This window comes from Methylophilus sp. 'Pure River' (genome assembly GCF_046765995.1).
In the GTDB taxonomy this organism is placed as follows: Bacteria; Pseudomonadota; Gammaproteobacteria; order Burkholderiales; family Methylophilaceae; genus Methylophilus.
In genome coordinates this window covers 36142-49004 of sequence record NZ_JBKOUE010000001.1, presented here as the reverse complement: position 1 = coordinate 49004, position 12863 = coordinate 36142, and the positions used below count along the sequence as shown (strand labels likewise).

The 12863-nt window shown below is 51.9% G+C and carries 15 protein-coding genes; all 15 read right to left on the bottom strand.

What is annotated here, in order from left to right:
* Window positions 1–86 precede the first annotated feature (86 nt).
* On the bottom strand, window positions 87–650 hold the full coding sequence (locus ACIDE9_RS00250) for a HupE/UreJ family protein (RefSeq protein WP_411991884.1): 564 nt from the start codon (window positions 648–650) through the stop codon (window positions 87–89).
* Window positions 651–712: 62 nt separating this feature from the next.
* Window positions 713–1366: an urease accessory protein UreG gene (ureG, locus tag ACIDE9_RS00245; protein WP_194753026.1), complete on the bottom strand. Its 654-nt coding sequence runs from the start codon at window positions 1364–1366 to the stop codon at window positions 713–715.
* On the bottom strand, window positions 1363–2046 hold the full coding sequence (locus tag ACIDE9_RS00240; RefSeq protein WP_411991882.1) for an urease accessory protein UreF: 684 nt from the start codon (window positions 2044–2046) through the stop codon (window positions 1363–1365). The genes ureG and ACIDE9_RS00240 overlap by 4 nt, the downstream gene beginning before the upstream one ends.
* Complete coding sequence (gene ureE / locus ACIDE9_RS00235; RefSeq protein ID WP_411991880.1) at window positions 2039–2521, bottom strand: urease accessory protein UreE; 483 nt, start codon at window positions 2519–2521, stop codon at window positions 2039–2041. The genes ACIDE9_RS00240 and ureE overlap by 8 nt, the downstream gene beginning before the upstream one ends.
* Before the next feature lie 2 nt (window positions 2522–2523).
* Entirely contained in the window at window positions 2524–4227 is a 1704-nt protein-coding gene (ureC, locus tag ACIDE9_RS00230; protein ID WP_411991878.1) for an urease subunit alpha, read from the bottom strand.
* Entirely contained in the window at window positions 4224–4532 is a 309-nt protein-coding gene (locus ACIDE9_RS00225; RefSeq protein WP_194753024.1) for an urease subunit beta, read from the bottom strand. Before ACIDE9_RS00225 ends, ureC begins: the two co-directional genes overlap by 4 nt.
* A 172-nt stretch (window positions 4533–4704) precedes the next feature.
* Window positions 4705–5007, bottom strand: a complete 303-nt coding sequence (gene ureA, locus ACIDE9_RS00220; protein ID WP_194753023.1) for an urease subunit gamma — start codon at window positions 5005–5007, stop codon at window positions 4705–4707.
* 27 nt (window positions 5008–5034) lie between these two features.
* Window positions 5035–5904: an urease accessory protein UreD gene (locus ACIDE9_RS00215; protein ID WP_411991876.1), complete on the bottom strand. Its 870-nt coding sequence runs from the start codon at window positions 5902–5904 to the stop codon at window positions 5035–5037.
* A 114-nt stretch (window positions 5905–6018) separates the two neighbouring features.
* The gene (gene urtE / locus ACIDE9_RS00210) at window positions 6019–6708 is read right to left on the bottom strand and encodes an urea ABC transporter ATP-binding subunit UrtE (RefSeq protein WP_024929619.1); all 690 of its coding nucleotides are present in this window, start codon (window positions 6706–6708) and stop codon (window positions 6019–6021) included.
* A 29-nt stretch (window positions 6709–6737) separates the two neighbouring features.
* A complete protein-coding gene (urtD, locus tag ACIDE9_RS00205; RefSeq protein ID WP_194753021.1) occupies window positions 6738–7481 on the bottom strand; it encodes an urea ABC transporter ATP-binding protein UrtD in 744 nt (247 codons plus the stop codon).
* Window positions 7478–8764, bottom strand: coding sequence for an urea ABC transporter permease subunit UrtC (urtC, locus tag ACIDE9_RS00200; protein ID WP_411991873.1), 1287 nt, complete (start codon window positions 8762–8764; stop codon window positions 7478–7480). The genes urtD and urtC overlap by 4 nt, the downstream gene beginning before the upstream one ends.
* A 112-nt stretch (window positions 8765–8876) precedes the next feature.
* Entirely contained in the window at window positions 8877–9794 is a 918-nt protein-coding gene (gene urtB, locus ACIDE9_RS00195; RefSeq protein WP_194753019.1) for an urea ABC transporter permease subunit UrtB, read from the bottom strand.
* Window positions 9795–9911: 117 nt separating this feature from the next.
* Window positions 9912–11150 carry an urea ABC transporter substrate-binding protein gene (gene urtA, locus ACIDE9_RS00190; protein ID WP_194740676.1) on the bottom strand — a complete coding sequence of 413 codons (1239 nt, stop codon included), beginning with the start codon at window positions 11148–11150 and terminating at the stop codon, window positions 9912–9914.
* Window positions 11151–11219: 69 nt separating this feature from the next.
* A complete protein-coding gene (locus tag ACIDE9_RS00185; protein WP_194740675.1) occupies window positions 11220–11558 on the bottom strand; it encodes an FmdB family zinc ribbon protein in 339 nt (112 codons plus the stop codon).
* Between the two features lie 62 nt (window positions 11559–11620).
* The gene (gene fmdA, locus ACIDE9_RS00180) at window positions 11621–12844 is read right to left on the bottom strand and encodes a formamidase (protein WP_194740674.1); all 1224 of its coding nucleotides are present in this window, start codon (window positions 12842–12844) and stop codon (window positions 11621–11623) included.
* Window positions 12845–12863: the final 19 nt, after the last annotated feature.

Below are 12863 nucleotides of genomic sequence, written 5' to 3'. Positions count from 1 at the left end.
GCCACAAATAAAAAATGCGGATAACAAACTTATCCGCATTTTACTTTTGTCGCCTCGTGCAGGCGTTAACGTACGCCTATCCGCGGCTAAGCCCAGAGCAAGCTTGCGCCGAATACCAGCATCACCCCACCCAGCACCTTAGACGCTGGCATCGACCATGCTTGCTGCTGTTTGCCCAGCCACCAGCCCAGGCCATGTAATGCAACTGTCGCCAGCACCATGCCAAGTAGTGCAGTCCATTGACTCCCCAGCTCCAGGCCGTGCAGATAGCCATGCGCCGCCGCAATCACCGTCACCCCGGCCAACTGTACACCGCGTGACAGACTCACCTCAGTCATCAGCAACCCTCCCATCACCATCAGGCTGGCCGCCACGAGTAGCTCGGCCAAGGATACAGACATCCATGACATGGCCATCAATGCAGCGACGGTCATCGCCACCACAAACAATACGGGCAACTGCCAGCCCTGCCCCTGCGGGCGCCGCGCCGCCCAGATGCCCAATGACAACATCACCAGCAAATGATCCCAACCGGTCAGCGGGTGCAGAAAACCAGCTGCAAAACCTGCTGTCAGTCCATGCCCTGGATGCGCCCAAGCGGCACCAGACACCAGGCTAGCTGCGATACCCCAAACAATACTTTTTTTCATTCAACCTTCTCCAACAGAATTAAGTGATCCATGCGCATAGCCTCATAGAGGTAGCCGTCTCGCTATAACATCAGCCCTTGTTTTTCTATAAATCTCACAATCTCTTCCAAGCCCTGGCCGCTTTTGAGGTTGCTGAACACAAATGGCTTTTCGCCACGCATGCGTTTGGCATCCTGATCCATGACTTCGAGCGAAGCGCCCACCATGGGCGCCAGGTCAATCTTGTTAATCACCAGCAGGTCAGACTTGGTAATGCCGGGGCCGCCTTTGCGCGGGATTTTTTCACCGGCTGCCACGTCGATGACGTAGATGGTCAGGTCTGACAATTCCGGGCTGAAGGTTGCCGCCAGATTGTCGCCACCGCTTTCGACAAACACGATATCCAGCGTCTGGAAGCGCTTGCTTAACTGGTCTACGGCCTCCAGGTTCATGGAAGCATCTTCGCGGATCGCCGTATGCGGGCAACCACCGGTTTCGACGCCAATAATGCGCTCAGGCACCAGGGCTTCGTTACGCGTCAAAAACTCAGCGTCTTCCTTGGTATAAATATCATTGGTGACAACAGCAATGTTATACACCTCGCGCAAGCGCTGGCACAGCGCCAGGGTTAAGGCGGTTTTACCAGAGCCAACAGGGCCGCCGATACCGACGCGCAAAGGTTCTTTGTAATCAGTGACGGCGGGGGTGGGCGTGTCAAACTGGGTATGTATTTTCATGATCTGAATAACCTACTATATTGTGTTTCGTGTTGGCATCCGGCGATGCTGAGCAAAGGATTAAAGTTACTCATTTCATCATCCGGCAGCTGCATGGCAGCTTGTATCACTGGTGGCAACTGCTCACCCAAGGCAAGCAAAATGGTCTGGCCAGCAACTTGCCCCAATGGCACGGCTTTCATGGCGGCACTGGCCTGGTTTTCCAACCAGCCCCAGGCATACCCCTGCATCATCTGCGCCGGGGCAATCTGCCAATGCTGGGCGATCGCGGCATATAAAGTCGGGAAGGCAGGCGTTTCCAGTGTGTTGACCTGTGCAACTAGTTCAGCTGACATTGGCTTTAAGTCATTCAACAACCGCCGCAAAGAATAGCCCATCTGCCGCGTCTCTGCCCAGCCTTCGGCGGTGTCTCTACCCGCCTGGTAAAAACTGTCCCAGACCTGCACCTGTTGCATATCTTGCGCCTGCCAGGCCTGATACAAGCGGTATAACACTGGTAACTCAAAACGCGCCTGGTAGACCTGTAAGCTGTCGCCTATCCAGGCTTGTGCAGTCGCCACGTCCGTGACTTCGCCCGACTCAATCGCCCACTCCAGGCCCTGCGAGTAGCAATAGGCGCCCACCGGCAATAAAGGGCTGGCCAGTTGCAACAGGCGGCTGAGTGCCAATGCATCAGCCATGGCCATGACCCCGTGGCCGCAGTGAATGCGCAGCCTCATCACCGTGTCTGTGCCCGCCACCATAAGCGCCGGCTTCCGGTTCAAACGGGGCCCGCACCTCGCTCACCTGCATGCCTAAGCCCAGCAACATATCCCTGAGCACATAATCCTGCTCCAGCCGCAACCAGCCATCGCCAATCTGCAAGGGCACATGGCGATTGCCTAAATGGTAAGCCGCACACATGAGGTCACGTGGTGTGGGCGCAATCACGTTATACACAGGCTCTTGTGCAGCCACAACCTGGATGACCACCCCATCTTCAGAGCGGAGCAAATCGCCGCCACGCAGGATAATGCCACGCGTTAAAAACAAGGCGGCCTCGTTGCCAGACGCCAATGTCACCCTCAAACGGCTTTTCTGGCGTTGATCAAAAGGTAACTCTAATTGATCGTCGATATGGCCACTGACAGTGATACGTTCGGTTAAATGAATCATGATTAAAACAGGAAATAACGTTGCGCCATCGGCAGCACTTCAGCTGGTTCGCACACTAAAGGCATGCCATCCGCCAACACTTCATAGGTTTCCGGATCAACCTCAATTTTGGGCATCCAGGTGTTATGCACCATGTCCGACTTCTTCACACCACGTGTGCCTTTGACCGCAATGAGTGGCTTTTGCAGGCCTAGTGCATGCACTTCAGGATTATCCAGCCCGGCTTGTGAAATAAAGGTCACTGCGGTTTTCAGACCACCACCATAGGCGCCAAACATGGGGCGGTAATGCACCGGCTGCGGTGTCGGGATAGACGCATTCGGGTCGCCCATGGCCGCTGCGGCAATCATGCCACCTTTGATAATGGTAAATGGTTTCACGCCAAAGAATGCGGGTTTCCAGACGACTAAATCAGCCAATTTACCAACTTCCACGGAACCCACTACATGCGAAATACCATGTGTCAGCGCCGGGTTAATGGTGTATTTGGCGATATAGCGTTTGATGCGGAAGTTATCGTTGCCAGGACTATCTTCTGCCAGCGGACCACGCTGGATTTTCATTTTATGGGCTGTCTGCCAGGTACGGATAATCACCTCACCGACACGGCCCATGGCCTGCGAGTCTGACGACATCATGGAGAACGCACCAAGATCATGAAAAATATCTTCAGCGGCAATGGTTTCGCGGCGGATACGGCTCTCGGCAAACGCAATATCCTCGGCAATCGCTGGGTCCAGGTGATGGCAAACCATGAGCATATCCAAATGCTCATCAATCGTATTCACGGTAAATGGCCGCGTCGGATTGGTCGAAGACGGCAACACATTGGGGTGGCTGGCCGCCTTGATAATATCCGGCGCATGACCGCCACCCGCCCCCTCGGTGTGAAAGGTATGAATGGTGCGGCCTTTAAAGGCACCTATGGTGGTTTCGACAAAGCCTGATTCGTTCAAGGTATCTGAGTGAATGGCGACTTGAATATCCATCTCGTCAGCCACCGTCAGGCAATTATCAATCGCCGCTGGCGTGGTGCCCCAGTCTTCGTGCAGTTTGAGGCCGATGACGCCTGCACGCACCTGCTCGCGTAAGGGCTCAGGCAAGCTGGCGTTACCTTTGCCCAAAAAGCCCAAGTTCATGGGGAAGGCATCCGCAGATTGCAACATGCGGTGGATATGCCACGGCCCGGGTGTACAGGTGGTAGCAAACGTTCCCGTCGCCGGGCCAGTACCGCCACCTATCATGGTGGTGACGCCAGACATCAACGCTTCTTCAATCTGTTGCGGACAAATAAAGTGGATATGCGTATCAATGCCACCTGCAGTGATAATCATGCCTTCACCGGCAATCACTTCAGTGCCCGCGCCAATCGCAATCGTCACGCCGGGCTGGATATCCGGATTACCGGCTTTGCCAATGGCAGAAATATAACCACCTTTGATGCCGATATCCGCTTTGACGATGCCCCAGTGGTCGATAATCAAAGCATTGGTAATCACCGTATCCGCTACTTCCGCCGCCAGGCCCTGGCCTTGGCCCATACCATCACGAATGACCTTGCCGCCACCAAACTTGACCTCTTCACCATAAATGGTGAAGTCTTTCTCCACTTCTACCCACAGCTCGGTATCAGCCAGGCGCACCTTGTCGCCCACGGTGGGACCGAACATTTCGGCATAAGCACGTTTATCCATCTTAATGGTCATTTCAGGCTCCCCATCACCCGTGCAGCAAAACCATACACTTTTCTATCCCCTGCCAATTTCACCAGTTGCACGGTGCGCGTTTGCCCCGGCTCAAAGCGTACCGCTGTGCCTGCAGCAATATTTAACCGGCAGCCATAAGCCAGCGCACGGTCAAACGCCAAGGCATCATTGGTTTCATAAAAATGGTAATGTGAACCGACTTGGATCGGGCGATCGCCGGTATTTGCCACATCGAGCGTTACCGTTTCGCGGCCGACATTTAACTCTATGGTGCCTTCAGCTATTTGCATTTCGCCAGGAATCATTAATTTTGCTCCTATGACTTTATTTTGTTTTTACTGCGCCATATATTCAGTGAATGATCAAAATGGATGAAGTGCAAGACGCACGGAACGCAGAAACCGGAATGTACAGCTAGTACATGAGGATTTCGAGTACCGCGCAACGCCGCAATTCGCCATTTTCATCATTCAATCACTATGGGATCGGGTGGTGGACGGTGACTAGCTTAGTCCCATCCGGAAAAGTCGCCTCAATCTGTATATCCGGAATCATTTCCGGCACGCCTTCCATCACCTCATCCCGCGTAAGCAAGGTGGTGCCGTAGCTCATGAGTTCAGCCACCGTTTTACCATCACGCGCACCTTCCATAATGGCGGCCGAAATATAGGCAATGGATTCAGGATAATTGAGCTTTAAGCCACGCGCCTTGCGCCGTTCAGCCAGGAGGGCGGCAGTAAATATCAGTAGCTTGTCTTTTTCTCTGGGCGTGAGTTCCATCGCTGAGTCTCTTTAATTATGATTGTTTTAAGTGTTCCAAATGCGCGGCCTGGTCGCTGCGCGGCCATAATACCAAGGGCGCAACAGTTGCCAGCATTGTTCGAAGTATTGCCTGGCCTGTTGTGAAGCCTGCCCGACGTAGCGGATCGCCAGCACCTCCGGCAAGGCTGTGATACCGGTTTTGGCACCGGCTGGCGCGAGCGCCCGGCAAGCCTGCACCACATCCGCAGGCACCGCTCCCGCGCAAACTAAAAAAGTACCAAAGACCACCGCGCCACCTAAACCGACACGGCTACTCGTCAGCAGATCAGCAGCACGCATATGCGCACGCTCGTTCCAGATCAGCCTGCCATCGCGACGTATCTGTTGCTTTAACTGATAAACGCCGGTTTGCCAGGCCTCTTGCTGCGCCTGACGGCCCAGGCAGGCAATATCCCAGGCAGCAAATCTGGCATCAGCAGCCAAGTCTATCTCGGCACCAAAGCGCACTTCAGCCGCGTCAAACAAGATATTCTCCTGCGGCAACCACTCCAGCCCGCTACCCGCTCCCAGCGTAAATTTTAAATCCTGTGTAGCCAATGTACCATTGGCTTTATACCATTTACCGGCACCAGGTGTCGTCAACAAGGCTTGCGCACCCTCCTCCACATTGACCTGTAAATGCAAGGCGTCACCGCCCGCCACGCCACCAGGCGGGTGCACAATCACAGCATGGCAAATGGCGTCACCTTCGGGATGCAGGGATTTTTGAACCACCAGCGGCCCGTTGTGCAGGCGATGTGCCAGGTAAGATCGTTGCTCGCGCAAGGCGAAACCTAATTCGAGTCGCGCCTGCCAGCGTTTGTGTTGAAACCTGCTCAGGGAAGGCAAAGGCGTTGCCGAGTTAATATCATCCATAACGGCATCATGCCACAATCTAGATTATTGTTTTTTACTACTTGCCACAGAGAGCACAGAGAAAAACCAATTTTTAGTCATCCCTGTGCTCTCTGTGGCTAAAACTATCCGAATCTAAACAGACAGATAACTTTTCACCTTAGCTGCATCGACATTGTCGCGCGTATCCTCATGAATAAAGCGGCCTTTATCAATCACGATAATGCGGTCGGCAACTTCCATGGTGAAGCTCAATACCTGCTCGGAGACAATGATGGTGATTTCACGCATTTTGCGGATTTCATTCAACACTTTGGCAATGTCTTTGATAATAGACGGTTGAATACCCTCGGTAGGCTCATCCAGTAACAACACCTTAGGGTTAGTCACCAGCGCACGGGCGATGGCCAGTTGCTGTTGTTGCCCGCCGGACAAGTTACCACCCTTGCGTTTGCGCATTTCATGCAAGACTGGGAACAAGGCAAAAATATCCTCCGGAATTTCGCCAGAGGAAGACTTCTCCAGCCCGGTTTCGATATTTTCCTGCACCGTCATATTGGGGAAAATCCAGCGCCCTTGCGGCACGTAGGCCAGGCCTTTCATGACACGGTCATGCGTGGCAGCACCCTGCAAGTCAACGCCGTCAACAGTCGCCTTGGTCGCTTTGCTTGGCAAAATGCCCATCAGCGATTTAAACAAGGTGGTTTTACCCATACCGTTGCGACCCATAATCGCCAGGGTTTCGTTTTTATTGGCTTTGAAGTTCAGGCCATGAATCACCTGACTTTGGCCATAACTCACCTGCAAATTCTCAATTTCAAACATGCTGTGCTCCTAATATTGGCCTAATTCAATTAATGACCCAGGTAAACTTCAATGACTTTTTCGTCAGCCTGCACCTTTTCCATCGGCCCTTCGGCCAGGATCTTGCCCTGGTGCAACACGGTGACTTTGTGCGCAATTTTCTTCACAAACTCCATGTCGTGTTCAATCACGATCACTGAACGGTTCTGGCAGATACGGTTGAGTAACTCCGCCGTCTGGTCGCGTTCTTTTGCACTCATGCCCGCCACCGGTTCGTCCAGCATGAGTAACTCAGGCTCTTGCATCAACAACATGCCGATTTCCAGCCATTGTTTCTGGCCATGGCTGAGCAAGGCAGATTCCATATCGAGAAACTCGGTCAGCATGATGTCTGCCGCCACTTTACGCACACGGTCCTCAACCTCTTTAGTGCGTTTGAAGGTGAGGCTACCAAACACACCACGGCCTTTTGGATAGGATACTTCCAGGTTTTGGTACACCGACAGGTTTTCGTAAATCGACGGGTTCTGGAATTTACGACCCACCCCGGAGCGTACGATCTCGTGCTCGGACAGCTTGGTCAGCTCGGTATTATTAAACTTGATCGAACCAGAGGTCGATTTGGTTTTGCCGCAAATCAAGTCCAGCACGGTCGTCTTGCCAGCACCATTCGGGCCCACCAGCACACGCAGCTCATTTTTATCGATATACATGGTGAGGCTATCCACCGCTTTAAAGCCATCGAAGGAGACGGTTAAATCTTCTACAGCCAAGACGAAGTCTGTATTACTCATGCTTCTGCTCCTCTCATTTTGTTGCTTTCGATTGCAGGCGTCGCGTCTGCTTTCTTGCGTGTTGCTTTCTTGGCGGCCACCCCGGTAGCGTCAGCGGCCAAGATTGTTTCAGGGCTTGTCTCGGTAAGTACTGCTTGTGCTTCACCCTCAGAAGTACTTACCTCAGGCTTTTTTACAGGCTTGGCTTTTTCTTTGAACCAACCATATTTGGTCGCATATTTATCCCAGATACCAGCCAGGCCGCTTGGGAAGAACATCACCACAGAGATAAACAGCCCGCCCATCAGGAACAACCACATTTCCGGATAGGTTTCAGAGAACACTGTTTTGCCGTAATTGACCAACAGGGTGCCATATACCGCGCCCACCAGTGACGCACGACCACCCACGGCACAGAAGATCACCATTTCAATCGAAGGCACGATACCGACGAAAGAAGGTGACATAAAGCCGACTTGCAAGGTAAACATGGCACCACCGACGGCAGACATCATGGCCGCCAGGCAGAAGATAAAGATCTTGAAATTGGAGACGTCATAACCGGAGAAGCGGACGCGTTCTTCTTTGTCACGCATGGCCAACAACAACATACCGAACTTGCTGCTCATCACATATTTGGACAGGAAAATCGCGCCAAATAACAACAGGCCATTCACAAAGTACAGGATGTATTTGGCAGAGTCAGTACGGATGTCCCAGCCCAGCATGGTGCGCAAGTCTGTCATGCCGTTCACACCGCCGGTGTAACCTTGTTGACCGACAATCAGGATACTCAGGATCAAGGCAACCGCTTGCGTAATGATGGAGAAGTACACCCCGCCCACACGGCGCTTAAACATGGCGTAACCGATGATGTAAGCAAACAGTGCTGGGATAGTCAACACGGCAAAGATGGTAAACGGTAAGCTCTTGAACGGCTCCCAGAACCATGGCAATGCCGTGAGCTGGTTCCAGTCCATAAAGTCAGGAATCCCTGGCGTAGACTGAATTTTGGTGCTCAATGGGTCAGAGGCTTCCAGTTTGAGGAACATCGCCATGGCGTAACCACCGAGGCCAAAGAAAATACCCTGGCCCAAACTCAGGATACCGCCGTGCCCCCACAACAACACCAGGCCCACGGCGACGAATGCGTAAGTCAGGTATTTGCCAATCAGGTTAAGGCGGAAAATATCCACCCCTAATGGCAACACGACGAAGATGACCGCAGCCAGTACAGCCAGGCTGATCACTCCTTCTTTGCCACCCAGCATCGGGCTGGCTGTTATTTTTTCCCATAATGTCATCAAGATTCTCCTCTGTTGATGCGTTAATTCTATTGCGACAGATATAAAGTATTAATACGTCTATTTACTTATGGCGACGTGTGAGCACTTGGTTCACACGTCGCCAGATCTGTTATTTACGCAGTTTGGAGGCAAACAAGCCTTCTGGTTTCATCATCAGAATGGTGACGATCACCAGCAAGGTAGAGACCTTGCCCATCGAGCTGGTCATAAAGAATTGCAGGACAGACTGTGCCTGGGCGATACCGAAGGCAGAAGCAATCGTACCGACAATGCTGGCTGCACCACCAAACACCACCACCATAAAGCTGTCGACGATGTACAAGGTACCTGTGGTCGGGCCGGTAGAAGCAATGGTGGTAAATGCCGCACCGGCGATGCCGGCAATGCCGCAACCCAAGGCAAAGGTCACACGGTCAACTTTGGCAGTGTTAATGCCCACAGCGCCAGCCATGGTGCGGTTTTGCACGGTGGCACGCACACGCAGGCCCCAGCGTGACTTGAACATGAACATATAGACACCAAAGGTCACCAGCGCAGCCAGCACCATCACAAACACGCCGTTAATCGGGATATCAATGTCCGGGGTTGGCTGGAACGAACCCAGCATCCATTCAGGCAGTTCGGCACTGACTTCTTTGGCGCCAAATGAAGAACGGAAAATTTGTTGCATGACCAGACTCAAGCCCCAGGTCGCCAGCAAGGTATCCAGCGGCCGCTTGTAGAGATGCCTGATCATAATGAATTCAATAAAGTAACCAACCGCAAATGCCAGCACAAAGGCAATTGCAATGGCGAACACGAAGTAATAATCCGTGAAACCATAATTAGCAGCCACTTTGGAAATAAGCACCGTGGTGTATGCGCCTATGGTCATAAACTCACCATGCGCCATATTAATCACCCCCATCTGCCCGAAAATAATCGCGAGACCCAGAGCCATCAGCAGCAACACTGTAAACATGCTCAGGCCCGAAAAGCCCTGCATCACCACAATATTGCCTATATCTGCCATCGAATAACCAAACATATCGGTCTCCTTAAAATACAACTTCTCTGAAATTTGTTTACTACTTGCGCTAAACGGTAGCCGGGTTTCCCGGCTACCGTTCATGCGTTAAGACACTACGTAATGACTAGCCGGGAATTATTGGTAGCCTTTTGGAAATGGATCTGGTTTGATGTAGCCGGAGGTGTATACCACTTTGGCCTGGCCATCTTTACCCCACTGACCAATACGCAGTTTGGTTGTCAGGTGATGGTTAGCTTCAACAGTCACAGGACCTTCTGGTGCATCTTTGAACTCGTAGCCAGGCAATGCAGCTTGTACCTTATCTACATCGAAGCTACCTGCGCGTTCAACTGCAGCTTTGTACAACCATGGGCCCAGGTAAGCCGCTTGTGTCACGTCGCCGATCACAGCATCTTTACCCCAGCGTTTTTTGAATGCTTCAACAAATTTCTTGTTTGAATCATTGTCTTGAGACTGGAAGTATTTCATTGCTGAGTAGAAACCAGCCAGGTTCTCACCGCCGATACCCAATACTTCATCTTCAGTCACTGAGATGGTCAACATGGTTTGCTTGCTGGAGTTCAAACCAGCTGCGTTCAACTGTTTGAACCAGGCCACATTACTGCCGCCCACTACCGCTGCATAGATTACGTCAGGTTTTTTCAGTTTGATTTTGTTGATCACAGAACCAAATTGCGTATCACCCAAAGCGATGTACTCTTCACCTACCACTTTACCGCCCAGATGTTGCTCGATGTGTTTACGGGCAATCTTCATAGAAGTACGTGGCCAGATGTAGTCAGAACCGATCAGGTAGAAAGTTTTAGCTTTCTTCTCTTTAGCGATCCAGTCCAGACCTGCCAGGATTTGTTGTGTAGCCTCTTGGCCTGTATAGAATACGTTTTTGGATTGTTCCAGGCCTTCATAGAAGGTTGGGTAGAACAGCAAGCCGTTGTCTTTTTCAAACACAGGCAGCGCCGCTTTACGTGAAGCAGATGTCCAGCAACCCATCACAGAAGCCACTTTGTCTTTTTCCAGCAGTTTCTTCGCTTTTTCAGCAAAGGTTGGCCAGTCAGACGCACCGTCTTCTTGCACGATTTCGATCTTGCGACCCAGGATACCGCCCATGGCGTTGATTTGCTCAATCGCCAGTTTTTCAGCCTGGATAGAGCCGGTTTCACTGATCGCCATAGTACCAGTGGCGGAATGCAGAATACCTACTTTCACGGTGGTGTCGGTCACAGCCAACCCTGTCGTGTTTACTTTGGCTGTCGGATAATCTGCTGCCAGAGCATGACCGCTGATGAGGCCTGCGGCCATCATAGCTCCCAGCAATGCGCCTTTCATAAAACCTCGTCTGTTTAAGGTACTCATTACATCTTCTCCTTTATGGATAAATCAATTAAATACAAATATTGAATAATGTTTTTTGAGAGGATCGGACTAGTGTCCGATCATCCAGGGTCTTGCTGTTTTCTTGGTTTGCATTTGCATCGGCAGCTTGCCGGTCTCCTCATTCACCTTGGTGGTGGTTTTACAGGTATGTGATCCTGTGCAACCACAACTGGAGCGGCGGGCACTGCGCGGCTCGTGCGCAGATTTCTCGTTACGTTCATGCGCGGACCGCTGATGTTTGTCCATGATGGCCAGTTTGGGCACCGACAGGATGCGTGGGCTTTCTGCACCACAGTATTCACAATCGGCTGGCAAACTGGATTCACTCATTTTGCGCAGTGCCGTAAACACACCACAGCAATCACATTCATATTCGTAAAGAGGCATCTGTACCCTTTCTTGGCAGGTTTACCTGAGCAAACCTGACTGGATGAAAACGTTGTCTACAGTTAAGTTGATGGGGCGACGTCTATGCCTGGCGGCACCATGATTTTCGGTCCATCGGCATTCGGACGAATGTCGAACTCAAAAATCTCAGTCGGAATCCACAAGGTCGCACATGCGTTAGGAATATCGACAATGCCGCTGATATGCCCTTCTACCGGTGCAGTCCCAAGAATCGCCACCGCCTGTTCGCCGCTGTAGCCAAACTTTTTCAGGTACTCAATCGCGTTCAGGCAAGCCTGACGGTACGCCACATGGACATCCAGGTAATGTTGCTTACCAGCTTCATCCACTGAAATACCTTCAAAAATCACGTAGTCACGATATGTCGGTGTAATCGGGCTTGGTTGGAAAATCGGGTTTTTAATCGCGTATTTCTTCACGCCGTCTTTGATCAGGCTGACTTTAATGTCGAGGTAACCTGCCATCTCAATCGCACCACAGAAAGTGATTTCGCCGTCACCTTGGGAGAAGTGCAAATCCCCCATGGAGAGACCGCCATCCTTCACATACACCGGGAAGAAGATTTTGGAGCCTTTGGTCAGGTTCTTGATGTCGCAGTTACCACCGTGATCGCGTGGCGGCACCGTACGTGCACCTTCAGCAGCGGCTTGTTTGGCCGCTTCACCAGACAGACGACCCATCACTGCAGATTTTGGCTCTGGCGGCAGCCCCAATGCTGGCACGCGGTCTGGATCCGTTGCAATCAGCGCAGCTTCACGCTCATTCCAGGTATCCAGCAACTCACGGGATGGCAGGCAGCCGATCAACCCCGGGTGCATGATGCCGGCATAACGTACTTTTGGCACATGGCGGGAACTGGTATAGACACCGTGGAAATCCCAGATGGATTTGCTGGCTTTAGGGAAATGGTCAGTTAAAAAACCGCCGCCATTCTCCTTGGCAAACAGGCCGTTGAAGCCCCATTGCTGGTCATCAAAGGTGCCGACATCCAGAATTTCCACCACCATCAGGTCACCTGGCTCAGCGCCTTCGACGCCGATCGGGCCGCTCAGATAGTGCACCTGCGTCAAATCCACATCACGGATATCGTCAGCGCTGTCATTGTTACCAATCTGGCCACCGGTCCAGTCCATACACTCGACGCGGAATTCATCGCCCGGTTTAACCATTGCAATCATTGGCAAGTCAGGGTGCCAACGGTTATGAATCTGACCGTCCTGTTCCCATGGCTTTTTATCAAAATCCAGCTTAACTATTGTTTTCATTACGCTCATCTCCTTTGTG

Coding starts and splice junctions, on each gene's coding strand:
- ACIDE9_RS00215 (WP_411991876.1), bottom strand. CDS start 5,904: ATGGATGATATTAACTCGGCAACGCCTTTGCCTTCCCTGAGCAGGTTT.
- ureC (WP_411991878.1), bottom strand. CDS start 4,227: ATGACCATTAAGATGGATAAACGTGCTTATGCCGAAATGTTCGGTCCC.
- urtA (WP_194740676.1), bottom strand. CDS start 11,150: ATGAGTACCTTAAACAGACGAGGTTTTATGAAAGGCGCATTGCTGGGA.
- ureG (WP_194753026.1), bottom strand. CDS start 1,366: ATGAAAATACATACCCAGTTTGACACGCCCACCCCCGCCGTCACTGAT.
- ACIDE9_RS00185 (WP_194740675.1), bottom strand. CDS start 11,558: ATGCCTCTTTACGAATATGAATGTGATTGCTGTGGTGTGTTTACGGCA.
- ACIDE9_RS00240 (WP_411991882.1), bottom strand. CDS start 2,046: ATGGCTGATGCATTGGCACTCAGCCGCCTGTTGCAACTGGCCAGCCCT.
- fmdA (WP_194740674.1), bottom strand. CDS start 12,844: ATGAAAACAATAGTTAAGCTGGATTTTGATAAAAAGCCATGGGAACAG.
- ACIDE9_RS00250 (WP_411991884.1), bottom strand. CDS start 650: ATGAAAAAAAGTATTGTTTGGGGTATCGCAGCTAGCCTGGTGTCTGGT.
- ureE (WP_411991880.1), bottom strand. CDS start 2,521: ATGATTCATTTAACCGAACGTATCACTGTCAGTGGCCATATCGACGAT.
- urtE (WP_024929619.1), bottom strand. CDS start 6,708: ATGTTTGAAATTGAGAATTTGCAGGTGAGTTATGGCCAAAGTCAGGTG.
- urtC (WP_411991873.1), bottom strand. CDS start 8,764: ATGACATTATGGGAAAAAATAACAGCCAGCCCGATGCTGGGTGGCAAA.
- ACIDE9_RS00225 (WP_194753024.1), bottom strand. CDS start 4,532: ATGATTCCTGGCGAAATGCAAATAGCTGAAGGCACCATAGAGTTAAAT.
- urtB (WP_194753019.1), bottom strand. CDS start 9,794: ATGTTTGGTTATTCGATGGCAGATATAGGCAATATTGTGGTGATGCAG.
- ureA (WP_194753023.1), bottom strand. CDS start 5,007: ATGGAACTCACGCCCAGAGAAAAAGACAAGCTACTGATATTTACTGCC.
- urtD (WP_194753021.1), bottom strand. CDS start 7,481: ATGAGTAATACAGACTTCGTCTTGGCTGTAGAAGATTTAACCGTCTCC.